General features: G+C 57.7%; 35 protein-coding genes. 34 read left to right on the plus strand and 1 reads right to left on the minus strand.

Features of this window, described 5'->3' with window-relative positions; translation table 11 throughout:
* Position 1: 1 nt before the first annotated feature.
* Positions 2-3,370 (minus strand): hybrid sensor histidine kinase/response regulator, encoded by a 3,369-nt coding sequence (locus H585_RS0103205; protein WP_244432470.1) that lies wholly within the window; start codon positions 3,368-3,370, stop codon positions 2-4.
* A 601-nt stretch (positions 3,371-3,971) separates the two neighbouring features.
* Here H585_RS0103205 and rpsL point away from each other — a divergent pair.
* From rpsL to H585_RS0103365, 34 genes are all read left to right on the plus strand, one after another.
* On the plus strand, positions 3,972-4,343 hold the full coding sequence (gene rpsL / locus H585_RS0103210; protein ID WP_005987506.1) for a 30S ribosomal protein S12: 372 nt from the start codon (positions 3,972-3,974) through the stop codon (positions 4,341-4,343).
* 12 nt (positions 4,344-4,355) lie between these two features.
* On the plus strand, positions 4,356-4,826 hold the full coding sequence (gene rpsG, locus H585_RS0103215) for a 30S ribosomal protein S7 (protein ID WP_005987504.1): 471 nt from the start codon (positions 4,356-4,358) through the stop codon (positions 4,824-4,826).
* A gap of 16 nt (positions 4,827-4,842) precedes the next feature.
* A complete protein-coding gene (gene fusA / locus H585_RS0103220; protein ID WP_027366751.1) occupies positions 4,843-6,915 on the plus strand; it encodes an elongation factor G in 2,073 nt (690 codons plus the stop codon).
* An 11-nt stretch (positions 6,916-6,926) separates the two neighbouring features.
* Positions 6,927-8,120 carry an elongation factor Tu gene (gene tuf / locus H585_RS0103225; RefSeq protein WP_014258449.1) on the plus strand — a complete coding sequence of 398 codons (1,194 nt, stop codon included), beginning with the start codon at positions 6,927-6,929 and terminating at the stop codon, positions 8,118-8,120.
* A gap of 4 nt (positions 8,121-8,124) precedes the next feature.
* Positions 8,125-8,442 (plus strand): 30S ribosomal protein S10, encoded by a 318-nt coding sequence (gene rpsJ / locus H585_RS0103230; RefSeq protein ID WP_005984429.1) that lies wholly within the window; start codon positions 8,125-8,127, stop codon positions 8,440-8,442.
* A 13-nt stretch (positions 8,443-8,455) separates the two neighbouring features.
* Complete coding sequence (gene rplC / locus H585_RS0103235) at positions 8,456-9,091, plus strand: 50S ribosomal protein L3 (RefSeq protein WP_005984433.1); 636 nt, start codon at positions 8,456-8,458, stop codon at positions 9,089-9,091.
* A gap of 10 nt (positions 9,092-9,101) precedes the next feature.
* A complete protein-coding gene (gene rplD, locus H585_RS0103240; RefSeq protein ID WP_005984435.1) occupies positions 9,102-9,722 on the plus strand; it encodes a 50S ribosomal protein L4 in 621 nt (206 codons plus the stop codon).
* A gap of 2 nt (positions 9,723-9,724) precedes the next feature.
* Positions 9,725-10,015 (plus strand): 50S ribosomal protein L23, encoded by a 291-nt coding sequence (gene rplW, locus H585_RS0103245; RefSeq protein WP_005984437.1) that lies wholly within the window; start codon positions 9,725-9,727, stop codon positions 10,013-10,015.
* A gap of 5 nt (positions 10,016-10,020) precedes the next feature.
* Positions 10,021-10,851 (plus strand): 50S ribosomal protein L2, encoded by an 831-nt coding sequence (gene rplB, locus H585_RS0103250; protein ID WP_005984439.1) that lies wholly within the window; start codon positions 10,021-10,023, stop codon positions 10,849-10,851.
* A 9-nt stretch (positions 10,852-10,860) separates the two neighbouring features.
* A complete protein-coding gene (gene rpsS / locus H585_RS0103255) occupies positions 10,861-11,145 on the plus strand; it encodes a 30S ribosomal protein S19 (RefSeq protein ID WP_005984441.1) in 285 nt (94 codons plus the stop codon).
* Positions 11,146-11,155: 10 nt separating this feature from the next.
* Positions 11,156-11,488, plus strand: coding sequence for a 50S ribosomal protein L22 (gene rplV, locus H585_RS0103260; protein WP_005984443.1), 333 nt, complete (start codon positions 11,156-11,158; stop codon positions 11,486-11,488).
* 9 nt (positions 11,489-11,497) lie between these two features.
* On the plus strand, positions 11,498-12,136 hold the full coding sequence (gene rpsC, locus H585_RS0103265) for a 30S ribosomal protein S3 (protein ID WP_005984446.1): 639 nt from the start codon (positions 11,498-11,500) through the stop codon (positions 12,134-12,136).
* On the plus strand, positions 12,136-12,555 hold the full coding sequence (gene rplP / locus H585_RS0103270) for a 50S ribosomal protein L16 (RefSeq protein ID WP_005984448.1): 420 nt from the start codon (positions 12,136-12,138) through the stop codon (positions 12,553-12,555). Before rpsC ends, rplP begins: the two co-directional genes overlap by 1 nt.
* Entirely contained in the window at positions 12,555-12,746 is a 192-nt protein-coding gene (gene rpmC, locus H585_RS0103275; RefSeq protein WP_027366752.1) for a 50S ribosomal protein L29, read from the plus strand. Before rplP ends, rpmC begins: the two co-directional genes overlap by 1 nt.
* A gap of 3 nt (positions 12,747-12,749) precedes the next feature.
* On the plus strand, positions 12,750-13,019 hold the full coding sequence (gene rpsQ / locus H585_RS0103280; RefSeq protein WP_005984452.1) for a 30S ribosomal protein S17: 270 nt from the start codon (positions 12,750-12,752) through the stop codon (positions 13,017-13,019).
* A gap of 15 nt (positions 13,020-13,034) precedes the next feature.
* Complete coding sequence (gene rplN, locus H585_RS0103285; protein ID WP_005984453.1) at positions 13,035-13,403, plus strand: 50S ribosomal protein L14; 369 nt, start codon at positions 13,035-13,037, stop codon at positions 13,401-13,403.
* Position 13,404: 1 nt separating this feature from the next.
* Entirely contained in the window at positions 13,405-13,728 is a 324-nt protein-coding gene (gene rplX, locus H585_RS0103290; protein WP_005984455.1) for a 50S ribosomal protein L24, read from the plus strand.
* Positions 13,729-13,738: 10 nt separating this feature from the next.
* Complete coding sequence (gene rplE / locus H585_RS0103295) at positions 13,739-14,278, plus strand: 50S ribosomal protein L5 (RefSeq protein ID WP_005984457.1); 540 nt, start codon at positions 13,739-13,741, stop codon at positions 14,276-14,278.
* Positions 14,279-14,288: 10 nt separating this feature from the next.
* A complete protein-coding gene (locus H585_RS22345; protein ID WP_005984459.1) occupies positions 14,289-14,474 on the plus strand; it encodes a type Z 30S ribosomal protein S14 in 186 nt (61 codons plus the stop codon).
* Between the two features lie 13 nt (positions 14,475-14,487).
* Positions 14,488-14,871: a 30S ribosomal protein S8 gene (gene rpsH, locus H585_RS0103300; RefSeq protein WP_005984460.1), complete on the plus strand. Its 384-nt coding sequence runs from the start codon at positions 14,488-14,490 to the stop codon at positions 14,869-14,871.
* Positions 14,872-14,882: 11 nt separating this feature from the next.
* Positions 14,883-15,422 (plus strand): 50S ribosomal protein L6, encoded by a 540-nt coding sequence (rplF, locus tag H585_RS0103305; RefSeq protein ID WP_014260259.1) that lies wholly within the window; start codon positions 14,883-14,885, stop codon positions 15,420-15,422.
* A gap of 9 nt (positions 15,423-15,431) precedes the next feature.
* The gene (gene rplR / locus H585_RS0103310; protein ID WP_005984463.1) at positions 15,432-15,791 is read left to right on the plus strand and encodes a 50S ribosomal protein L18; all 360 of its coding nucleotides are present in this window, start codon (positions 15,432-15,434) and stop codon (positions 15,789-15,791) included.
* A gap of 20 nt (positions 15,792-15,811) precedes the next feature.
* Complete coding sequence (gene rpsE / locus H585_RS0103315; protein ID WP_027366753.1) at positions 15,812-16,303, plus strand: 30S ribosomal protein S5; 492 nt, start codon at positions 15,812-15,814, stop codon at positions 16,301-16,303.
* Positions 16,304-16,327: 24 nt separating this feature from the next.
* Entirely contained in the window at positions 16,328-16,495 is a 168-nt protein-coding gene (rpmD, locus tag H585_RS0103320) for a 50S ribosomal protein L30 (protein WP_005984468.1), read from the plus strand.
* On the plus strand, positions 16,495-16,941 hold the full coding sequence (rplO, locus tag H585_RS0103325; protein WP_014260260.1) for a 50S ribosomal protein L15: 447 nt from the start codon (positions 16,495-16,497) through the stop codon (positions 16,939-16,941). The genes rpmD and rplO overlap by 1 nt, the downstream gene beginning before the upstream one ends.
* 4 nt (positions 16,942-16,945) lie before the next feature.
* Positions 16,946-18,268, plus strand: coding sequence for a preprotein translocase subunit SecY (gene secY / locus H585_RS0103330; RefSeq protein ID WP_014260261.1), 1,323 nt, complete (start codon positions 16,946-16,948; stop codon positions 18,266-18,268).
* A gap of 6 nt (positions 18,269-18,274) precedes the next feature.
* Positions 18,275-19,042 (plus strand): type I methionyl aminopeptidase, encoded by a 768-nt coding sequence (map, locus tag H585_RS0103335; RefSeq protein ID WP_014260262.1) that lies wholly within the window; start codon positions 18,275-18,277, stop codon positions 19,040-19,042.
* Between the two features lie 105 nt (positions 19,043-19,147).
* The gene (gene rpmJ, locus H585_RS22350) at positions 19,148-19,261 is read left to right on the plus strand and encodes a 50S ribosomal protein L36 (RefSeq protein ID WP_014260263.1); all 114 of its coding nucleotides are present in this window, start codon (positions 19,148-19,150) and stop codon (positions 19,259-19,261) included.
* A 12-nt stretch (positions 19,262-19,273) separates the two neighbouring features.
* Positions 19,274-19,648: a 30S ribosomal protein S13 gene (rpsM, locus tag H585_RS0103340; RefSeq protein ID WP_005984476.1), complete on the plus strand. Its 375-nt coding sequence runs from the start codon at positions 19,274-19,276 to the stop codon at positions 19,646-19,648.
* 87 nt (positions 19,649-19,735) lie between these two features.
* Positions 19,736-20,125 (plus strand): 30S ribosomal protein S11, encoded by a 390-nt coding sequence (gene rpsK / locus H585_RS0103345; RefSeq protein ID WP_005984478.1) that lies wholly within the window; start codon positions 19,736-19,738, stop codon positions 20,123-20,125.
* Between the two features lie 19 nt (positions 20,126-20,144).
* Positions 20,145-20,771, plus strand: coding sequence for a 30S ribosomal protein S4 (gene rpsD / locus H585_RS0103350; protein ID WP_014260264.1), 627 nt, complete (start codon positions 20,145-20,147; stop codon positions 20,769-20,771).
* Positions 20,772-20,783: 12 nt separating this feature from the next.
* Positions 20,784-21,827 carry a DNA-directed RNA polymerase subunit alpha gene (locus H585_RS0103355; protein WP_005984482.1) on the plus strand — a complete coding sequence of 348 codons (1,044 nt, stop codon included), beginning with the start codon at positions 20,784-20,786 and terminating at the stop codon, positions 21,825-21,827.
* Complete coding sequence (gene rplQ, locus H585_RS0103360) at positions 21,817-22,254, plus strand: 50S ribosomal protein L17 (protein ID WP_027366754.1); 438 nt, start codon at positions 21,817-21,819, stop codon at positions 22,252-22,254. Before H585_RS0103355 ends, rplQ begins: the two co-directional genes overlap by 11 nt.
* A gap of 80 nt (positions 22,255-22,334) precedes the next feature.
* The gene (locus H585_RS0103365; protein ID WP_014260266.1) at positions 22,335-23,228 is read left to right on the plus strand and encodes a selenium metabolism-associated LysR family transcriptional regulator; all 894 of its coding nucleotides are present in this window, start codon (positions 22,335-22,337) and stop codon (positions 23,226-23,228) included.
* Positions 23,229-23,257: the final 29 nt, after the last annotated feature.

The raw sequence follows: 23,257 nt of genomic DNA on the forward strand, positions 1-23,257 counted from the left end.
ATTAGACCTCCGCCGGAACGGCATCGAGCACAGCCCGAATGGCTTCGGATAGACCTCTGCCGCTGTAGGGCTTGGTCAATACGTGCCGAATGTTGGTAACCCCCATGGCCGCATCGATCGCTCCACGTCGGCCTGAAACCAGGATCACCGGCAAGCCTGGGCGAATCTGATGCAGAGTGCGCGAGAAATCAACGCCTGTAGCCTCGGGCATGTCGAAGTCCGTGACCACGAGATCGAACCGTGCGTCCTTATCACCGGAGGACAAGGCCGCCAAGGCCGCGTCCGCGCCGCGGCAGGCCACGACGCTGTAGCCCAGGCGTCCCAGGACCTTGGGGATGGTTTCCAACTGATCCAGATCATCCTCCACGAAGAGAATGCGTTCGCTGCCCGAGGGTGTGGGACGCTCGGCCAGCTCTTTGGGCTGGGCTCCCTCGTCCTCGTAGGGCAGGAATATCTCGAAACGCGTCTTGACCCAAGGCTCGCTGGACAGGGAGATGGCTCCCTTATGACCCTTGACGATGCCCTGAACCACGGCCAATCCCAAACCCGTGCCTTCACCCATGCTTTTGGTGGTGAAGAAGGGGTCGAATATCTTGGACGCGATGGAAGGCGGAATGCCGGGTCCGTTATCGCTTACACTCAAGCACAGAAACTCGCCAGGGGCCAAGGCGAGCAGATCGGCCCGCTCGGGTTGCAGCTCCACGCGGTGAAGCCCGACCTCGATAACCCCACCGGTCTCCCGCAAGGCCTGGAAAGCGTTAGTGCACAGGTTCATGACAACTTGTCGCAGCTGGGTCGGGTCGGCCAGGCAAAGCCCCAAGGATGGTTCCACATCCTCCCGCAGGCGGATGTTGCCGGGCAGACTGGCGCGAATAAGCCCCAGGGCCTGCTGCACGGTCGCGGCGACCTCCGTGGGCAGGAAGCCCTCGCGCGTGGGTCGGCTGTAGGTATGGATCTGGCTCACAAGATGGCTGCCCTGCTGGGCGGCGTTCAGGGCCCGCCGCACGTCTTCGGCCGGCTCGGACTCTTCCGGCAAATCCAGTAGAGCCAGCTCGGCGGAGTTGATGATCGTGGTCAGGATGTTGTTGAAGTCATGGGCGATGCCGCTGACGAAAGTGCCGATGGCTTCCATCTTCTGGGACTGTAGGAGCTGGCGTTCCAGGCTGACCTTGCGGGTTACGTCCTCGGCGGTGGAGAGCACGCCGATGACCCGGCCCTCGTAATCATGCAGCGGCAGCTTGGTCAGCTCCACGATGACCATTTCGCCGTTAGCCATTTTTAGCTCTAGGGGCGTGCGCGGACAGGAACGGTTTTCGTGCATGACCTCCGCATCCAGCCGCTCGGCGGCAAGAGCGTCGATTACGCGGGGAAGCAGGTCGCGGTTTGTCTTGCCGATGATTTCGTCCTGATCAGACAGGCCGAAGAAATCGGCGAAGGATTTGTTGGCTCCCATGTAGCGCAGGTCTTTGTCTTTCCAGAACACAAGCTGCGGGATGTTATCAAGAACCATACGCAGCATTTTCTGCGAGTCGCGCAGATCGCGTTCGGCCTTGCGGCGCGAGGTCACGTCCTCAACGATTCCTTCCAGGCGGGTCGAGCTGCCGTCCTCGGATGTTATCGACCGAAGATACGCCCGCACCGCAAGCTCCTGGCCATCGACGCGCGTAAGGCGGCATTCAAAGGCCGCGGCGCCGGGGCGGTCCGCGGCCGTCACGGCCAAGGCCTCCAACTCGGCGCAATGCAGATCGGCCAGGATCGTGCGCCCGGAAGTCATAAGTGCAACCGGCGTTGCGTAGCCGAGCATATGGGCAAGGGCTGGGTTGGCGTCCAGCCAGTCGCCTTCGGCGGTCACGCGGAATATGCCCAGCGCCGAATTCTCGAAGATGGAGCGGTACTTTTCCTCGGCCCGCCGCAGATCTTCCTCGGCTTTATGGCGATCCGTAAAGTCGTAGAGCACGCCCACAAGACCCTCCACCTCCCCACTGGCGTTGCGATAGGTGGCCTTGTGCATGAGCACGTTATGGCGCTTACCGTCTATGCTCTCCAGGACCTGTTCGTAGACGCGCACGCCCGGCCTGGCCAAAAGCTCCTTGTCCGCCGCGTCGGACAATGTCGCTGGATTGCGCAGCCGCGAGCCTCCGGCGGCCTTGATCTCCTTGGGCAGCGTGGCGTTCAGCGCATCGCGGTCCGTGCCGAACCAGCGCTGAAAGGCCTTGTTGAAGTCGGTATAAGCCCCGGACTTGCTGCGGAAGTAGATTGGTGTGGGAATGGTGTCCATGAGCAGCTCCATGAAATAGAGCTGGTCCTTGAGTCTGCGCTCGGCGTATTTGCGCTGGCGGATGTTCAGGGCCAGGAAGAAGAGCACCGCCGTGAGCACGCCCAGGCTGGCCATGATGGTCCAGAAAACAGGTTTTTCCAATTCGTAGAAGGGCTTGGGCTGGTTGATGATGATGCTTCCCGCAGGCAGTCGGTCATGGGGAATGCCATGGCGCGCGAGGACGTCGTTGTCGAAGTAGTACTGCTCGTCGGTGCGCTCCAGCACTGGGATGTCGTCAGGCGACTTGCCGGCCAGGATATCCAGGACCATCTGGGCCGCCAGATGGCCCTGATGCTCGCCCGAGAGGAGCATGCCGCCCAGCATGCCGTGCCCAAGCAGGAAAACCCATCCGCTGTAGATGGGCACGTCGGTCATTTCCGCTACGGCAGCCTCGACTTCCCAGGGTGTCAGGAATGTCCCGCCTTCATCCATATAATAGGGGATATGGTAGATGATGGTGTTTCGGTCGGCCGTTTCCACAGTCCGGGTGAGCTCCTCCATGTTGTTCACCCTGCGGTAATCGAAAATGAGTCGATCTTTGAACTGGGGCATGGCGTCGCGCACCTGGGCCTCGATGGCCACGGATGTGGTGGACTCGTCGCCGATGACCAGCAGCCGCTTGCGGCCTGGATGCAGGCGCATGGCGAGCTTCAGGGTCTCCGCCACGCGGGTATGCTCAAGTACGCCGGTAACGGCGGCCTGGCCGGCAATCGTTTCCGAATCAAAATGGTTGACGCCGCAGAAGACCAGCGGGACCCCGGGGAACAGTTCCTGGCGGTAATCCAGGGCGAAGCTGAAGGCATCATTGTCGGAAACGATCACCGCGTCGAAGTCGATGTTTCTGAACTTCACGGCCATGAGAGCGCGCAGTTGTTCACGCACGGCATAGTCCGGGTGCTTTTTGGCATCAAGGTATTCGACCTGCAGGTCGATCTGAAGTCCGCTTTGGACAAACGTTTGGCGGATGCCGTCAAGAATCGTGTCCGACCAGATGTAGCCGTTCTGGTAGGAATTGATATAAAGGATATTTCGCTTCTTGCCTTTGCCGGCCATAGGGGACTCGGCCCCCTTGGAGCCCGTTGCGAAAGTAAAGGGGAGCAGCAAAGCCAGCGCAACGATCAACCAGATCGGAGGGAAGGATAGAGAGCGTTTGATCATTATAGTATACTTCGCCTTGCAGTATGGTCGGGTAGGCCTTATGTAAGGAGCAACGCTCTCGAAGGCAACCCACCCAGCGTGCCTCGCCGTAGACAATGGTTGGCGCGAAAGCTGGAAAATGCGAGATGCGAGGGTGCGAGGTGGCATAAAAAATCGACTTGATCCGATTTGCCCCTTGCAATCTAAAAAAAATCGTATATAAGAGCGTGTCCCGTAAGCGGGGCGATGTTTTTAATTCCTGCCGACAGTCCCGATTAATGCGGACAGCCTTCGGCACGGCAGGCCCGATAACCCAAGGGGATCACCGCGGTTTACCGCGATTCGTTCCCAGCCCGGCGAAAGCCATCCTTCCGGGCACCCCAAGGGGAGTTATGGGCCGCCAGACGGGAATAGCGCGTATATTTTTTTATGGAGCGATCGGCGCTCAAAGCAGGAATGCGCTGATTGCGCCGCATGGCCTTTGTGACACGCTAAATTAAAGTACGGAGTTTGGCTCATGCCCACGATTAACCAACTGGTCAGGAAGCAGCGCGAGCTGCAGGTCAAGCGCAAGAAGACCCCCGCGCTGCAGGCTTGTCCGCAGCGTCGCGGCGTCTGTACCCGCGTTTATACGACCACACCCAAGAAGCCTAACTCGGCCTTGCGTAAGGTCGCGCGCGTGCGTCTCACCAATGGCCTCGAGGTGACAGCCTACATCCCCGGCGAGGGACACAACTTGCAGGAGCACTCCGTGGTCATGATCCGCGGAGGCCGAGTCAAGGACCTTCCCGGTGTCCGCTATCACATCGTGCGCGGCACTCTTGATACCGCCGGCGTTGCAGATCGTCGCCAGGGCCGCTCCAAGTACGGCGCCAAGCGGCCCAAGTAAGGAGGAGTTGATATGCCCCGTAAAGGTCCGGTTCCCACTCGCGAAGTTCTTCCCGATCCGCTCTACAGCAGCGTGCTCGTCAGCCGTTTTATGAATAGGCTGATGTACCAGGGTAAGAAGGGTGTGGCCGAGAAAATTTTCTACAAGTGCATGGATTTCCTTGGTGAGAAGACTGGCGATCAGCCTCTGGATGCCTTCGAGAAGGCTCTGAGCAACGTTAAGCCTCACCTGGAAGTCAAGTCTCGCCGCGTCGGTGGCGCGACCTATCAGGTCCCCGTCGAGGTGCGCCCCGATCGTCAGGTGTCCCTGGCCATTCGCTGGCTCATCAACTACTCCCGCTCCCGCGGTGAGAAGGGTATGGCCAGCAAGCTTTCCGCCGAGTTGCTGGATGCTTATCATGGCCGCGGCGGCGCCGTTAAGAAACGCGAAGACGTGCACAAGATGGCGGACGCCAACAAGGCCTTCGCGCATTACCGCTGGTAGGCTGGGAGTATAGACCGTGGCGAGAATTGTACCCATTGTTAAGCAGCGCAATATCGGCATCATGGCTCACATTGATGCCGGTAAGACGACTACCACTGAGCGCATCCTTTTCTACACCGGCGTTTCGCACAAGATCGGTGAGGTTCATGACGGCCAGGCCACCATGGACTGGATGGTTCAGGAGCAGGAGCGCGGCATCACTATCACTAGTGCGGCCACGACCTGCTACTGGAAGGATCACCGCATCAATATTATCGATACGCCGGGTCACGTGGACTTCACCATGGAAGTCGAGCGCTCCCTGCGTGTCCTGGACGGCGCTGTAGCCCTCTTCGACGCCGTGGCTGGTGTGCAGCCGCAGTCCGAAACCGTCTGGCGCCAGGCCGACCGATACAAAGTTCCTCGTATCTGCTTCATCAACAAGATGGATCGCATCGGCGCCAACTTCTTCCGCGCCACCAAGACCATCAAGGATCGCTTGGGCGCCAAGCCCGTGCCCCTGCAGCTGCCTATCGGCGGCGAGGATGAGTTCAAGGGCATCGTTGATCTGGTCATGGGCAAGGCCATCTATTTCGATGACCAGTCCATGGGCAAGGATTACCGCTATGAGGAAATCCCCGCCGACCTGATGGACCAGTACGAAGAGATGCGCCTGGAGCTCGTCGAGGCAATAGCCGAAGAAGACGATACGCTCATGGAGAAGTATCTCGGTGGCGAGACGCTCTCCACGGATGAGATCAAGGCTGGTATCCGCAAGGCCACCATCAACATGTCCATCACGCCGGTTCTGTGCGGCTCGGCCTTCAAGAACAAGGGCGTGCAGCCTCTGCTCGACTGCGTGGTGGAATATCTGCCTTCTCCGCTCGACGTAGCGCAGATGGTGGGCGTGGACCCGGACAAGGGCGATAAGATCGTCTGCAATACCGACGACAATGAGCCCTTGGCCGCTCTGGCCTTTAAGCTTATGACCGACCCTTTTGTTGGTCACCTGACTTTCCTGCGCATTTACTCCGGTCATATTGAGACCGGCATGACCGTGCTCAACGCCAATACCGGCAGGAAGGAGCGCGTCGGCCGTCTGCTCAAGATGCACGCCAACAAGCGTGAGGAAATCAAGGAGTCCTGGGCCGGCGATATCGTTGCCGCCGTGGGCCTCAAGGCAGTCTCCACGGGCGACACGCTGTGCGAGCCCAAGCGCGCTGTAAAGCTGGAGTCCTTGACCATTCCTGATCCGGTCATCGAAGTTGCCATCGAGCCCAAGTCGAAGGCCGACCGCGATGCGCTCTCGGACGCTTTGGCCAAGTTGGCTAGGGAGGATCCGTCCTTCCGCGTGTCCACCGACGAGGAGAGCAATCAGACGCTCATCGCCGGCATGGGCGAACTGCACCTTGAGATCATCGTCGACCGTCTGCTGCGTGAGTTTAGCGTGAACGCCAACGTGGGTGCTCCTCGCGTGGCCTATCGTGAGACCATCACCAAGCCGGTCAAGCAGGACACGAAGTACGCCAAGCAGAGCGGCGGCCGCGGCCAGTACGGCCACGTGGTCATCGAGGTTTCGCCTAACGCCGAAAAGGGCTACGAGTTCGTGGATGCTGTCAAGGGCGGCGTTATTCCCAAGGAATACATTCCGGCCGTAAACAAGGGCATCATCGAAGCTCTCAAGGGCGGTGTTGTCGCCGGCTATCCGATCGTGGACCTCAAGGTTGAGCTGACCTTCGGCTCCTACCATGAAGTCGACTCCTCGGAGCAGGCTTTTTATATCGCGGGTTCAATGGCGGTGAAGGAAGCCATCAGAAAGGCTGACCCGATACTGCTGGAACCCATCATGTCCGTTGAGATCGTAACTCCCGAGGAGTACCTCGGCGATGTCATGGGCGATCTGAACGGGCGTCGCGGCCGTGTGTCCGGCATGGAGGCCACCGGTGGCGCGCAGATCATCCGGTCGTTGGTGCCGCTGTCCGCAATGTTCGGATACGCAACCGATCTCCGCTCCCGCACTCAGGGTCGTGCGACCTTCACCATGCAGTTCGACCATTATGAGCGGGTGCCCGCCAACTTGGCGGAAGCCATCATCAAGAAGCAGCAATAGGGGTACTCACCATGGGTAAAGCGAAATTCGAGCGGAAGAAGCCGCACGTAAACATCGGCACCATCGGCCATATCGACCACGGCAAGACCACGCTGACGGCCGCCATCACCAAGACCCTGTCCATGAAGGGCTGGGCCCAGTTCACGGCCTTCGATCAGATCGACAAGGCCCCTGAAGAGAAAGAGCGCGGCATCACCATCGCCACGGCGCACGTGGAGTACGAGACCGCCAATCGTCACTACGCGCACGTGGACTGCCCGGGTCACGCCGACTACATCAAGAACATGATCACGGGCGCGGCCCAGATGGACGGCGCGATCATCGTCGTGGCCGCCACCGACGGCCCCATGCCCCAGACGCGTGAGCACATCCTGCTCGCCCGTCAGGTCGGCGTGCCGGCCCTGGTGGTCTTCCTGAACAAGGTCGACCTGGTGGACGACGAGGAGCTGCTTGAGCTTGTCGAGCTCGAAGTGCGCGAGCTTCTGTCCAAGTACGACTACCCCGGCGACGACACCCCGGTGGTGCGCGGCTCGGCCCTGCAGGCCCTGGAGTCCGACGACGTGAACTCCGACGCCTGCAAGCCGATCTTCGAGCTCATGAAGGCCTGCGACGAGTTCATTCCCGAGCCGCAGCGCGACATCGAGCGCCCCTTCCTGATGCCCATCGAGGACGTGTTCTCCATCTCCGGCCGCGGCACCGTGGTCACGGGACGCGTGGAGCGCGGAATCATCAAGGTCGGCGGTGAAGTGGCCATCATCGGCATCAAGGATACGGTCAAGACGACCTGCACGGGCGTTGAGATGTTCCGCAAGATCCTGGACCAGGGCCAGGCGGGCGACAACGTGGGCGTGCTGCTGCGCGGCGTCAAGCGCGAGGACGTGGAGCGCGGCCAGGTGCTGGCTGCCCCGAACTCGATCACGCCGCACAAGAAGTTCAATGCCGAGGTGTACATTCTGTCCAAGGAAGAGGGCGGCCGTCATACGCCGTTCTTCTCCGGATATCGTCCGCAGTTCTATTTCCGCACCACGGACATCACCGGTGTGGTGACCCTGGCCGAGGGCGTGGAGATGGTCATGCCCGGCGACAATGCCACGTTCATGGTCGAGCTGATCGCCCCCATCGCCATGGAGAAGGGCCTGCGCTTCGCCATCCGCGAGGGCGGACGCACCGTGGGCGCCGGCGTTGTCTCCGAAATCACGGAGTAAGACAATGGTTGCAATGACGAGCGATCGCATCCGCATCAAGCTGAAATCCTATGACTACCGCATCCTCGATAAGGCGGTGGCCGAGATCGTTGATACGGCGCGTAATACTGGAGCGGCCATAGCCGGTCCCATTCCGCTGCCGACCAACATTAACAAGGTGACGGTCAACCGCTCTGTGCACGTTGACAAGAAGTCGCGTGAACAGTTCGAGCTGCGCATCCATAAGCGCCTGCTGGACATCTTGGAGCCCACGCAGCAAACCGTGGACGCGCTCGGCAAGTTGTCTCTGCCTGCCGGCGTGGATGTCGAAATCAAGCTGTAGTGTGAGGAAGGACATGGCCAATCACAATCTAGGATTACTCGGACGCAAGCTGGGCATGACCCGGATCTTCGCGGACGACGGCACCATCACTCCGGTGACTGTCATTGCAGTCGGCCCCTGTCCGGTGCTCCAGGTCAAGAATACGGAGACCGATGGCTACACAGCCCTTCAGGTCGGTTACGATTCTATTCCCGAGCGCAAGATGAACAAGCCCACGCTTGGCCACCAGTCCAAGGCTGGCAAGGGTTTTTTCCGCTTCGCACGTGAGTTCCGTATTCAGGATGTTTCTGAATATGCAGTTGGTCAGGATCTGACCACCGAGCTGTTCAAGCGCGGCGACCGCGTCAAGGTCACCGGCACTTCCAAGGGCAAGGGATTCCAGGGCGTCATCAAGCGGCACAACTTCAAAGGCATGCGCGCATCGCACGGCGCCGAGAAGGTCCACCGCTCTCCGGGTTCCGTAGGTAACAACACGTATCCAGGCCGCGTCATTCCCGGCAAAAAGATGCCTGGCCAAATGGGCAACCGTCGCGTGACCTACAAGAATTTGGAGGTCATCGAGGTTCGGCCCGAGGAGAACGTCATCCTCATTAGGGGCCAGATCCCGGGTGCCAAGAACAGCCTGATTATGGTACGTAAGCAGAGCTAGGGGAAAGACCATGGCTGTTGTTAAAGTAGTCGATCAAGCGAAGAAAGAAATCGGCGACATCGAGTTGGCGCCAGAGGTCTTCGAAGTCCCGGTCCGCCCCGAGATTCTGAATCTCGTGGTACGCGCCCAGCGCGCGGCCGCCCGCTCCGGCACACATATGACCAAAAACCGTGCGCTCATCACTGGCGGCGGGAAAAAGCCCTGGCGTCAAAAGGGCACCGGACGCGCCCGCGCGGGTAGCTCCCGTTCCCCATTGTGGCGTCATGGTGCTACGACTTTTGGTCCTCAGCCCCGGTCGTATGCCTTCAAGGTGAACAAGAAAGTCAGAGCTCTTGCGCTGAAGATGGCCTTGTCCTCCAAGTTAGCCGGTAACGACCTCATGGTGCTGAACGGCATCATCATGGACGAGATCAAGACCAAGAAGTTCGCCGCGGTCGCCAAGGGTCTTGGGCTGCAAAAGGCCTTGATCGTCCTGAATGAAGTTGATAATACGCTCACTCTTTCGGCCCGGAATGTCCCGGACATCAAAGTACTTATGGCGGACCAGCTCAACGTATACGATGTGCTGAAGTACCCGCAGCTGGTGATGCTCCAGAGCGCCGTCGAGTCCGTACAGGAAAGGTTGAAATAACCATGGATTACACACAAATCCTCATTAAGCCTGTAATATCCGAGAAGGCTACGGCATTGAAGGACACCGATAATCAGGTAACCTTCTATGTCCACCCGGAAGCCAACAAAATTGAGATCGTGCGAGCTGTGGAAGAGGCCTTCAAAGTGAAAGTCGAGGCTGTGAACGTCATCCGCAGGCAGCCGCAGGCGAGAAAGCGCTCGGGCCGGAACATTGGCAAGGCGCCTGGCTATAAGAAGGCCTACGTCACATTGGCTAAGGGCGATAAAATCGAGTTCTTCGAAGGAGTGTAAGAGACATGGCTGTTCGCAAGCTCAAGCCCACGTCTGCGGGACGTCGCTTCCAGACGGTCTCGGACTTCGAGGAAATCACAAAGATCGCACCTGAGAAGTCTTTGACCGAAGGCCTTTGCAAGAAGGCTGGCCGCAACAACAATGGCCGCATCACTTCGCGTCGCCGTGGCGGCGGCCATAAGAAGCTGTACCGCATCATTGATTTCAAGCGCGACAAGGTTGGCGTTCCCGCCAAGGTCGCCAGCATTGAATATGATCCTAACCGTAGTGCGCGCATCGCACTGCTGCATTACGCCGACGGTGAGAAGCGCTACATTCTGGCTCCGGTTGGCATCAATGCCGGTGATAATGTCGTGGCTGGTGATACAGCCGATATCAAGCCCGGCAATGCCTTGGCGCTGATCAAGATTCCCGTTGGCACAATCGTGCACAACATTGAGTTGTACCCGGGCCGTGGAGGCCAGTTCTGCCGCGCAGCCGGAACGTATGCTCAGGTGATCGCGAAGGAAGGCAACCACGCCTTGTTGCGCATGCCTTCGGGCGAGGTGCGTAAGGTGCTGGCCACCTGCACGGCCACTGTCGGCCAGGTGGGTAACATCCAGCACGAGAACATCTCTCTCGGCAAGGCTGGCCGCAACCGTTGGCTCGGCCAGCGGCCCAAGGTGCGCGGCGTGGCCATGAACCCCGTCGATCACCCGCTTGGTGGCGGCGAGGGCAGAAGCTCCGGCGGACGTCATCCGGTGTCGCCGTGGGGCATGCCCACCAAGGGCTACAAGACCAGGAGCCGCAAGAAGCAGTCTTCCAAGCTGATCATCAAGCGGCGCGGCGAGAAATAGGAGTAGACCATGCCCAGATCGCTCAAGAAAGGGCCCTTTATCGATAACCACCTTCAGAAGAAGGTGGAGAAGGCCAACGAGACCAGGGACCGCCGGGTGATCAAAACCTGGTCCCGGCGTTCAACAATCGTCCCGGAAATGGTTGGTATGACTTTCGCCGTGCATAACGGCCGCAAGTTCATTCCTGTGTTCGTTAGCGAGAATATGGTCGGCCACAAACTCGGAGAGTTTTCTCCGACGAGGACCTATTTCGGCCATGCCGCGGACAAAAAGACCAAAGCGGGCAAGAAGTAAGGGGTGAACGATGGAAGCTAGAGCAACCGCTAAGTTCATCCGCATCTCTCCCCAGAAGACCCGCATAGTTGCTCGCAACATTAATGGTCTTCCAGTTGAAGATGCGATAAATGTGCTGAAGTTCACGCCCAAGAAGGCCGCATTCGAAGTCGGCAAGGTTCTGCATTCGGCCGTAGCTAATGCCGAGCAGATTCCAGGCGTGGACATTGACTCCCTGAAGGTCAAGCAGGTTATCATTAACCCAGGGCCAATGTGGAAACGCATCATGCCCCGGGCAATGGGCCGCGCCTACAGGATACTGAAACGGACCAGCCACATCACCGTGGTTGTCGAGGAAAGCTAAGAGGCGAACATGGGTCAGAAAGTCCATCCCTACGGTTTTCGGCTTGGGTACAACAAGAACTGGTTGTCCCGTTGGTACAGCAAGAAAGACTATCCTGCATTCGTGTACGAGGACGACAAAGTCCGCAAGTACGTGAAAAAGGCTCTGTACCACGCCGGTCTTTCGCGCATCGAAATCGAGCGCGCAGGGGGCAAGGTTCGCCTCATAATCCATACTGCTCGCCCCGGCATCGTTATCGGACGCAAAGGCATTGAGATCGAGAAGATTCGCGACACTCTCAAGCATAAGTTCCAGCGCGACTTCTCCATCGAGGTCATCGAGATCCGTCGTCCGGAAATCGATGCCCAGCTCGTGGCCGAAAACATTGCCTTGCAGCTTGAGCGTCGCGTGGCTTTCCGCCGCGCCATGAAGCGCACCGTGGGGTTGGCCCGCAAGTTCGGCGCAGAGGGCATCAAGTTGTCCTGTTCCGGTCGCTTGGCCGGCGCCGAGATTGCCCGTCAGGAGTGGTACCGCGATGGCCGCGTGCCCCTGCAGACCCTGCGCGCTGATCTCGACTACGGTTTCGCCGAGGCCCGCACCACCTACGGAGTCATCGGGGTCAAGGTCTGGATCTTCAAGGGTGAAATCTTGGATGAGGTTGAACAGTAATGCTTAGCCCCAAAAGAGTTAAGTTCCGCAAACGGCAGAAAGGCCGCCTGAAGGGGAATGCCACTCGTGGCACTGAAATCTCCTTCGGCGATATCGGCATAAAGACACTCGAGCATGGCAAGTTGACCGCTCAGCAGATCGAGGCAGCCCGTGTGGCCATCATGCGGCATATCAAGCGCGGCGGTAAGGTCTGGATCCGGATCTTCCCCGATGCGCCCATCACTGCCAAGCCTGCTGAAACCCGTCAGGGAAGCGGCAAGGGCGCACCGGTGGGCTGGGTCGCTCCCGTCCGCCCCGGTCGTGTCCTTTACGAGGTCAAAGGCGTTGCCCTGGAGCTTGCGCGTGAGGCCCTTGTTCGCGCCCAGCACAAGCTTCCGGTCAAGACCGCCATTGTACTCAAGGAGGGCCTTGGACAATGATGAAGGCAAAAGAAATCCGGGATCTCGATGCCGGTGCAATGGGGCAGAAGCTCGTGGACTACCGTAAGGAACTGTTCAACTTGCGCTTCCAACACGCCACGGCCCAGCTCGAGAATACGCAACGGATCAAGGCCGTGCGCAGGACCATTGCCCGCATCGAGACTATCATTCAGGAAAAGACTGGAGCATAGGGCATGAGCGAGAGCATGGAAAAGCGCAGCAACAAGCGGATCCTCATAGGCGAAGTGGTAAGTGACAAGTGCGACAAGACAATTGTCGTGCGTGTCGAAACCATGGTCAAGCATCCGCTGTTTGGCAAATACGTCCGCCGCCGGAAGAAGTTCATGGCCCATGACGCGGCCAATGAATGCAAGATCGGCGACAAGGTTGAGATCATAGAATCGCGTCCCTTGAGCCGCCAGAAACGTTGGCAGTTGCAAAGAGTGCTCGAGAAAGCGGTTTAAGGCAGGGAGTCCGCCATGATTCAGGTTGAATCCACGCTCGACGTGGCCGACAACTCCGGGGCCAAGAAAGTCGCCTGCATCAAAGTGCTTGGCGGCAGTAAGCGCCGGTATGCCTCCGTGGGCGACATCATCGTGGTTTCCGTCAAGGAAGCCATGCCCCACGCCAAGGTAAAGAAGGGCGAAGTTATGAAGGCGGTCGTCGTGCGCACCACTAAAGAAGTGGGTCGTCCTGATGGATCCTTCATCAAGTTCGACACCAACTCGGCCGTGCTGCTCACCAAGCAGCTTGAGCCCGTCGGCACACGCATTTTCGGCCCAGTAGCCAGAGAGCTTCGTCAGAAGAACTTCATGAAGATTGTCTCCCTGGCCCCCGAGGTGCTCTAAGATGAAGCAATTTAGAATTCACAAGGACGACAAGGTCCAGGTCATCGCCGGCAAGGATAAGGGCAAGATTGGTAAGGTCCTTAAGATATTGCGCAAGCATGACCGGGTCCTGGTCGAGAAAGTCAATTTGGTCAAGAGGCATACCCGTGGCAATCCCTATAGCGGTCAGCAGGGCGGGATTGTGGAGAAGGAAGCCCCCATCCATGTCTCCAATCTGGCAGTCGTTTGCGACGCCTGCGCCAAGCCGACCCGGGTAGGATATAAGTACACGGAAGACGGCAAGAAAGTGCGCTTCTGCAAGAAGTGCAATGAGATTATCAAGTAGCAGGTACGCAATGACACGCCTGGAAAAGCTGTATACGGAGAAGGTCGCGCCTGAGCTAGCCAAGGAGTTTGGTTACAAGTCGCCGATGGAGATACCTAAGATCAAGGCTATCTACCTGAACATCGGTCTTGGCGAGGCGAGCCAGAATCACAAGCTCATTGAGGACGCGCATGAAGAGCTTACCCTGATAGCCGGGCAGAAGTCGCTCGTCACCAGGGCCAAGAAGTCTATCGCAGCCTTCAAACTGCGCGAAGGCATGCCGATTGGCTGCCGAGTTTCCCTGCGTCGCGAACGCATGTGGGACTTCCTGGACAAGCTGGTCAACTTCGCCCTGCCGCGCGTGCGCGACTTTCAGGGCATTCCTGACCGCGGTTTCGACGGCAGGGGCAATTTCACCCTTGGCATCAAGGACCATACCATCTTCCCCGAGATCACGGTGGACAGGGTGGAGAAGGTCAAGGGCATGAACGTGACAATCGTCACCACGGCCGGTTCCGACAAGGAAGGGAAGGTACTGCTCTCCCTTCTCGGCATGCCCTTCAAGAAGTAAGGAGAGTTCAATGGCCCGTACCGCAATGATGGTGAAAGCCCGCCGTAAACCCAAATTTTCCGCTCGGGCGTACAACCGCTGCCCTATTTGTGGCCGCTCTCGTGCCTACCTGCGCAAGTTCGGCGTTTGCCGCATCTGCTTCAGGAACAAGGCCCTTTGTGGCGAGCTGCCTGGGGTAAGGAAATCGAGCTGGTAGGAAGGAGATACCCATGGCTGTAGTTGATCCTATTGCGGATATGCTGACTCGCATCCGCAATGCCCATTCCGCCCTACACGCGGAGACGAAAATCCCGCTCTCCAAGATTAAGGAGTCCATAGCCGGCATCCTCAAGGATGAAGGCTTCATACAGGACTACTCTCTTGCCGAGCGCGATATCATCATAAAGCTCAAGTACGTCAAGGGACAGCGCCTGATCAGGGGGATGCGTCGCATCAGCACGCCTGGTCGTCGCGTCTACGTTCCGGCGCAAGAGATTCCGGATGTCCAGAATGGACTCGGCATCTGCATTCTGTCCACCTCCAAAGGCTTGCTCGCCGGTGCTAACGCCAAGGCCGATAATGTTGGCGGCGAGCTTTTGTGCGAAATCTGGTAGAAGGTGGAGCCATGTCGCGAATAGGAAAAAATCCCATTGAGATCCCTTCCGGGGTTGAAGTCAAGGTTGGCAGCGAAGCCATTGAGGTCAAGGGACCCAAGGGCATGCTTGCCACGCCCGTACACCCTAAAATTGAAGTCACGGTCGAGGGCGGTAAGGTTCTCGTACTGCGCAGGGATGAAACCCGCGCTGCTCGCGAGCAGCACGGCCTGCGGCGCACCCTTATGGCCAACGCCATCCACGGCGTGACCAAGGGGTTCGAGAAGTCCTTGGAGGTCGTGGGCGTGGGCTATAAGGTCCAGGTCCAGGGCAAGAAGGTCGTTCTTACCGTAGGGTACTCCCACCCAGTGGAGTTTCCCATGCCCGAAGGCATCAATGCCAAGGCCGAGGGCAATAAGCTGACCATTGCCGGCATGAGCAAGGAGATGGTTGGTGAGGTTGCTGCACAAATCCGCCGGGTGCGTCCGCCTGAGCCGTTCAAAGGCAAGGGCATCAAGTATGTGGACGAGCAGATTCGTCGCAAGGCTGGCAAGTCCGGCGGCAAGAAGTAGGATGGCGCCATGAAGGTTACCAAGAAGGATCAGCGTCAGCGGAGAAAAATTCGCATCCGCAAGAAGATATCCGGCACGGCCGCCCGTCCGAGAATGGTGGTATACCGTTCGAACAAGCACATTTATGTGCAGCTTGTGGACGACGATGCTGGCAAGACTCTGCTGTCCACCTCCACGCTTGTGCTGAACAAGTCCGGCGAGCAGACCAAGCTCGACAAGGAAACTGCAGCCAAGGTTGGCAAGGATATGGCGGGTAAGGCCAAGGAAAAGAACATTTCTACCGTTGTTTTCGACCGCAACGGCTATCTCTACCACGGCCGCATCAAGGCCCTGGCCGACGGTGCCCGGGAAGGGGGGCTTGAGTTCTAATGAACCATCAGAAATCTCCTATGGATCGTGACGATTCCGGGATGATCGAAAAGATCGTCTACCTGAACCGCGTGGCCAAGGTCGTCAAGGGCGGCCGTCGCTTCAGCTTCAGTGCCCTGGTGGTCGTCGGCGACGGTAAGGGCAAGGTGGGCTATGGCCTTGGTAAGGCCAATGAAGTCCCCGAGGCTATCCGTAAGGCTAGCGATCAAGCCAAGAAAAGCCTGATCACCGTACCGGTGCTGGACGGCACCCTGCCTTACGAGGTTCTGGGCCGTTTTGGCGCCGGCCGAGTGATGCTCAAGCCCGCCTCCAAGGGTACTGGCATCATAGCTGGTGGTCCGGTTCGCGCGGTCATGGAAGCCCTGGGTATTTCCGACATCCTGACTAAGGCCATCGGGACCAACAACCCGCACAACGTGCTCAAGGCAACCATTGCCGGGCTCGACTCCCTGATGAGCGCCGATTATGTCTCCGGCCTGCGCGGCAAGGCGCTCTCGACCCCGCGGAAATAAGACCGCGGTACAAGGAACGAACCCATGAAGGTTAAACTGATCAAGAGCAAGATCGGCTGCACGCCCAAGCAGAGGGCTACCCTCGAAGCTTTGGGTCTGCGCAAGATCCGTCAGGTCCATGAGCTTCCTGATAACGGCGCCACCCGAGGCATGATCATGCAGGTGGCGCACCTGGTGGAGGTCACAGAGTAATGCGTCTTAACGAACTCTATCCGTTCGATGAAGAGCGGAAAACGAGGAAGCGCGTAGGTCGCGGCGGCGGCTCGGGTCTTGGCGGCACATCCGGCAAGGGCCACAAGGGCGCACGCTCCCGCTCCGGCTACAGTGCTAAGCCGGGCTTTGAAGGTGGCCAGATGCCCTTGGCACGCCGCTTGCCCAAGCACGGCTTCAAAAATCCGTTTCGTGTCGAGTATGCTCCTGTGAATCTGTCGCGCATTGCGGAAGTATTCCAGGGTGCGGCCGAAGTGTCCCTTGAGGACATGTACGCCAAGGGATTGTGCCCTCGCGGCGTAGCAGTCAAGATTCTCGGAAATGGCGAGCTCGCCGCTGCCATGAGTATCGAGGCGCATCGGTTCAGCAAATCCGCTTTGGAGAAGATCGCCAAGGCCGGAGGTTCGGCCAAGGCATTGGAAGGCTAGAGCTGTGGCTGCTTCCGGATTCGAGAATATCGCTAGGCTGCCGGAGCTCAGGAAGCGTCTTTTTTGGACCTTCCTGCTCCTGGCCGTCTATCGTGTTGGCATTCATATTCCAGTGCCAGGGGTGGACGCTCAGGCTCTCTCCGATTTCTTTGCTACCGTCAGCAACACCTTATTCGGCTTGTTCGACATGTTTTCTGGCGGTGGCCTGAGCAACCTGTCCATTCTAGCCTTGGGCATCATGCCGTACATTTCGGCATCCATTATCTTGCAGTTGCTCACGGTGGTCAGCCCGGAGTTGAGCAGGTTGTCCAAGGAAGAAGGTGCCGCAGGGCGCAAGAAGATCACCCAGTACACCCGCTACGGCACGGTGCTGATCACCGTCGTGCAGGGTCTGGCGATTGCCATCGGCTTGGAAAACATGACCAGTCCTACCGGTGCGCCCATTGTGGTCACCGCAGGCTGGGGGTTCCGCCTGGTAACAATCGTGACCATGACCGCCGGCACCATCTTCGTTATGTGGATCGGAGAGCAGATCACGGAGAAGGGCATCGGCAACGGTATCTCGCTTATCATATTCGCGGGTATCGTAGCAGGCATCCCCAGGGCACTCATCAATACCGGGCGGCTAGTGAGCACAGGTGAAATGTCCTTGTTCATCCTGCTGTTCATTATGGCCGTCATGGTTTGCGTGCTCGTGTTCATTGTATTCATGGAACGGGGGCAGCGCCGCATTCCAATTCATTACGCCAAGCGGATGATGGGGCGGAAGATGTTTGGAGGCCAGACCACCCATTTGCCTCTGCGCATCAATACGGCTGGTGTGATACCGCCTATTTTCGCCTCGAGCATTCTCATGTTCCCGGCCACACTGGCCAACTTCTCGGACATTGAGATCCTGCAGCGTATATCCGGTTGGTTCAACCCGACCTCGGTGCTCTACAATGTCCTCTTCGTGGGCATAATTATCTTCTTCTGCTATTTCTACACTGCGATCATCTTTGATCCGCAGAACATAGCGGAGAATATACGCAAGCAGGGTGGCTTTATCCCGGGAATACGCCCCGGCGCCAAGACCAAAGAGTACATTGACAAGGTTCTTGCCAGGATTACCCTGTGGGGCTCGCTGTACATCTCGGCCATCTGTGTGCTGCCCATGCTGCTGATCGCCCAGTTCAACGTCCCCTACTACTATGGCGGCACCTCGCTGCTCATCGTTGTGGGTGTGGCGATGGACTTCATGGGTAAGATCGAGTCTTATCTCATATCGCGCCAGTATGAAGGTCTTATGTCCAAGGCTGGTCGCGTCAAAGGCCGGACCGGGAAGTAGGGTGCAGTGAAGAAGTTTCGTGGCGTTTACCTGAAGAATGAGCAGGAAATTGCCATAATGCGCGAGGCAAACAGGATTGTCTCCCGCATCCTGGATGCTTTGGGCCGCGAGGTAAGGCCAGGGGTTCAGACCATGTTCTTCGAGGAACTGGCCCAGAATCTGTGTGCCGAGTATAAGGTTACGCCTGCCTTTCAGGGCTATCATGGGTATCCTTTTGCCTTGTGCTGCTCGGTTAACGAGGAGATTGTCCACGGCTTTCCTTCAAAGCGGATTCTTAATGAAGGCGATATCGTCAGCTTTGACATGGGCGTGATACATGATGGCTTTTTCGGAGATTCAGCCAGGACCTATACAGTGGGTGAAATTTCTGTTAAGGCCATGGACCTTCTGGAGGTGACTCGCAACTCCCTCCTGAAGGGTATCGCCCAGGCCCGTGAAGGCAACACGGTGCAGGACATATCCAGGGCCATCCAAGGGTATGTCGAGGGCAAAGGCTACAATGTCGTTAAGCGCTTCGTCGGGCACGGCATTGGCCGACGATTGCACGAAAAGCCAGAAGTGCCCAATTTCGTGCCTCCAGGAACACAGGAGATGCCGCTCAAGGCTGGGATGGTTTTGGCCATTGAACCCATGGTGACCGTGGGGCAGGCCGATGTTGATATCCTGGCTGATAATTGGACGGCGGTCACGAAGGACCGCCAACTATCCGCCCATTTTGAGCACACCGTGGCTGTGACCAAAAATGGACCGGAGATTTTGAGTGTAAGCGATTAGACATCGCTTACCTCTTTGTGTTGCAATACCGCGGCACGGCATGAATATATACGGAAGCCGCTCTTTGTATTGGCGGCTAGCGGACAACCAAGTGGAGACGGTACGATGAAAGTCAGGCCTTCCGTTAAAAAGATCTGCCCCAAGTGCAAGATCATAAGGCGTAACGGAATCCTTCGTATTATTTGTGAAAACCCCAGGCACAAACAGCGTCAGGGTTAAGAGGGGTAGATCGTGGCTCGTATAGCTGGTGTAGAACTGCCCAGGAACAAGCGTTTGGATATTGCGCTTACCTATATCTACGGCATTGGCCGTACCACCGCTCTCAAGATTTGCGATGGTGCCGGTGTGGACTGGGCTCGCAATATCGACAACCTGGATGATAACGAGCTCAATACGGTCCGTCGTGAGCTTGAGACGAACTATAAGGTCGAGGGCGATCTTCGCCGCGATGTGACAGGCAATATCAAGCGACTTATGGATATTGGCTGTTATCGTGGACTTCGGCACCGCCGTGGACTGCCTGTCCATGGTCAGCGCACGCATACCAATGCGCGCACCCGCAAGGGCCCGCGCCGCGCTGCAGTCGGCGGCAAGAAGAAGAAGTAGTCCGGGGCAGCAAGCCTCGGCAGGTAGCTAGCTGGCTCAATCGCTGGCTTACCAATCCCATGAGCATTGTAGAACCGGAGAAAGCCAATGGCTAAACCTCGCCGCGCAGGCAAGAAAAGGGAAAAGAAGAATATCCCTATGGGCATTGCCCATATAAAGGCTACATTCAACAATACGATTATTTCCTTCACTGATATGAAGGGTAACGTCATAAGCTGGGCCAGCTCTGGCGGAGCCGGCTTCAAGGGCTCGCGCAAGTCCACGCCGTTTGCTGCGCAGGTGGCTGCCGAGAGCGCAGCGCGGACTGCCCAGGATAACGGCATGCGTTCCGTCGGCATTCTGGTTACTGGCCCAGGCGCTGGCCGTGAAGCCGCCATGCGCGCTATCAACAATGCGGGTTTTAAAGTAACCTTCATTCGCGACATCACCCCCATTCCGCATAACGGCTGCCGTCCTCCTAAGCGGCGTCGCGTCTAGGTAGAGGAGGATATTTACAGTGGCCAGATATACAGAAGCCAAGTGCCGCATCTGCCGGCGTGAAGCCGGGAAGCTTTTCCTTAAGGGTGATCGCTGCTTCACCGACAAGTGCGCCTACGAACGCCGTCCCTATGCCCCCGGCATGCATGGCCGTGCGCGCAAGAAGATGAGCGACTACGCTGTCCAGCTGCGCGAGAAGCAGAAGGTTCGGCGCATGTACGGCATTCTTGAAGCACAATTTCATGATTACTTCGTTGAAGCCGACCGGCAGCATGGCGTTACGGGTACCAACCTGCTGCGCTTGCTTGAGTTGCGGCTTGACAACGTGATCTATCGCATGGGCTTCACCAACTCGCGCAACCAGGCCCGCCAGCTTGTGCGACATGGCGTGTTCGTGCTCAACGGTCATAAGGTGACCGTTCCTTCGCTGCAGCTCAAGCCGGGTGACACGATCACCGTGCGCGAGAAGAACAGGAAGATCCCCGTTATCATGGAAGCTCAGGAAGTCATCGCTCGTCGCGGCCTGCCTGCTTGGCTCGAGGTCGACGGAGCGAACTTCAAGGGGACCGTCAAGGACAGGCCCGTCAGAGAAGACATCCAGTTCCCGATTTCCGAGTCCCTCATCGTTGAATTGTATTCTAAGTAATAGGTGCACGGCATGCTCATCCATAATGGCGACAGACTCATCAACACCCGCAACTGGTCCGAGCTGGTTAAGCCGGAACAGATCGGCAGGGCCGCCAAGTCGACGAACACGTATGCTAAGTTCGTCTGCGAGCCCCTGGAGCGCGGTTTCGGCACGACAATAGGCAATGCCCTGCGTCGTGTGCTTCTGTCCTCCTTGCAGGGAGCGGCAATCATCTCCGTGCGCATCCAGGGCGTTCAGCACGAGTTCACCACTATTCCAGGGGTTCAGGAGGATGTCACCGACCTTATCCTGAATCTCAAGCTGGTCAGGTTTTCCATGACCACTGACCAGCCTCAGCACATAGTGCTCCGTGCCGACAAGAAAGGGGCGGTCACCGCGGCGGCGATCCAGGAGAACCAAAACCTCCGAGTGCTCAACCCGGGCCAGCATATCGCCACTTTGAGCGAGGAGATGGAGTTCAAGATCGACCTGGAAGTGCGCATGGGCAAGGGCTATGTGCCAGCTGAAATGCACGACGGCCTGCAGAACGAGATCGGGCTCATCCCTCTGGACGCGAGCTTCTCTCCAGTCAAGAAGGTCGCCTACACAGTGGAGCAGGCCCGCGTTGGGCAGATGACCAACTACGATAAGCTCCTCATGGAAGTTTGGACGGACGGATCGGTGACTCCCGAGGATGCAGTGGCTTACAGCGCCAAGATCCTCAAGGATCAGCTCTCGGTGTTCATCAACTTCGACGAGCACTCCTCGGACGAGGAAAAGTCCTATCAGCCCTCCAGCGGCGAAGAGAACCCGAACCTCTATAAGAACATCGACGAGCTGGAACTCTCGGTCAGGGCTACCAATTGCCTAAAGAGCGCCAATATCCGTCTCGTGGGCGAGCTCGTCCAGAAGACGGAAAATGAGATGCTCAAGACCAAGAATTTTGGCCGCAAGTCCCTTGAGGAGATTCGTCGGGTGCTCGAGAACATGGGACTCGAGTTCGGCATGCACGTCGACAGTTTCGACGAAAAATACCAAGAGTGGCTGAAGAGGAAAGACAGCGATGAGGCATAACGTATCCGGAAAGAAGTTCGGCAAGAGCAGCTCCCATCGCAAGGCTATGTTCCGCAACATGGCTAAGTCTCTGCTGACTCATGATCGTATAACGACCACCGAAGTCAAGGCAAAGGAACTGCGGAAGTTTGCGGATAGGCTCATCACTTTAGCCTTGCAGAACGATCTGCACTCCCGTCGTTTGGCTTACCGTGTCCTGGAAAGCCATACCCTGGTCCAGAAGCTGTTCGACGAGATCGGACCGCGCTTCTCGGGCATGGGGGGAGGATATACCCGCATTGTGAAGTTGGCTCTTCCTCGCCGTGGCGACTGCGCGTCCATGGCTGTAATCGAGCTGGCTACCGATCGCGGCACCAAGGCGACCAAGCCTGCTCAGAGCGCCGAGCCGACTCAGGCTGCGAGCTCCGAAGCTTCGAAAGCCGAATAGTCAGTAATGAAAAAGGCAGGCAAACAGCCTGCCTTTTTTTTGTCCTTGTGCATAGATAAAAGCTATCGAGACTATAGCCAATGGATATCCGAAGACTTGAAGCCTTCTGCAAGGTGTACGAATTGGGAAGCTTTTCCAAGGCGGGACAGGATCTGTTTCTCTCTCAACCAACCATAAGCGCCCATGTTTCCAGCTTGGAGGAAGAGTTGGGCGTTCAACTCTTCGATCGCCTGGGTCGCATGATTTTGCCCACACTGGCCGGCAAGGTTCTCTTTCGTTATGCCAAAGAAGCCTTTCTCAGCCTTGAGAATGCCAAGGCGGAGATCCAGCTGCTGCAGGATAAGATCTCGGGGGATTTGGTCATCGGCGGCAGTACTATACCCGCGCACTACATACTGCCCCGCGTTCTTGCCGATTTCACCAAACGTTACCCCGACGTGCATGTGGATCTCAGGGTCGGGGATACCGTTTCGGTAGTCGATATGGTCACTCGCGGTGATCTCATTTTAGGTGTTGTCGGCGCTGAACTGGATAGGCCGGAACTCGAGTTCATCCCGCTAAAGGATGACCAGCTCGTTATCGTGGCCTCGCCCAAGCTCAATCGGCCCATAGGCAAGACTCTCGGCACAAAGGAGATCTGCACATGGCCCTGGGTTATGCGCGAGCGTGGTTCCGGTACGCGTAAGGCCTTTGAAAAAGGCTTGCTGGCAATCGGCTTGGACATTCGCTGCCTGAATATCTCGCTTACGGTGGAGAGCACCGAGGCGGTGCTGCAATGCGTCCTGTCTGGCTTCGGAGTAGGCATCACTTCCCGCATAGCGGCTCAGGCCTATATCGACAGAGGCGAACTCCTGGAGTTGAATGCGCCTTCCTTGGCTATCAGACGCCGCTTTTATCTCATTCGTCACGAGAAGCGCCACATATTCCCTGTCACACGCTACTTCATTGATTTTTTGATGAATGCCTGCCGATGACAGGCGACAGGGATGACGTAAACGAGTTC

The organism is Desulfocurvibacter africanus subsp. africanus DSM 2603 (assembly GCF_000422545.1).
GTDB lineage: Bacteria > Desulfobacterota > Desulfovibrionia > Desulfovibrionales > Desulfovibrionaceae > Desulfocurvibacter > Desulfocurvibacter africanus.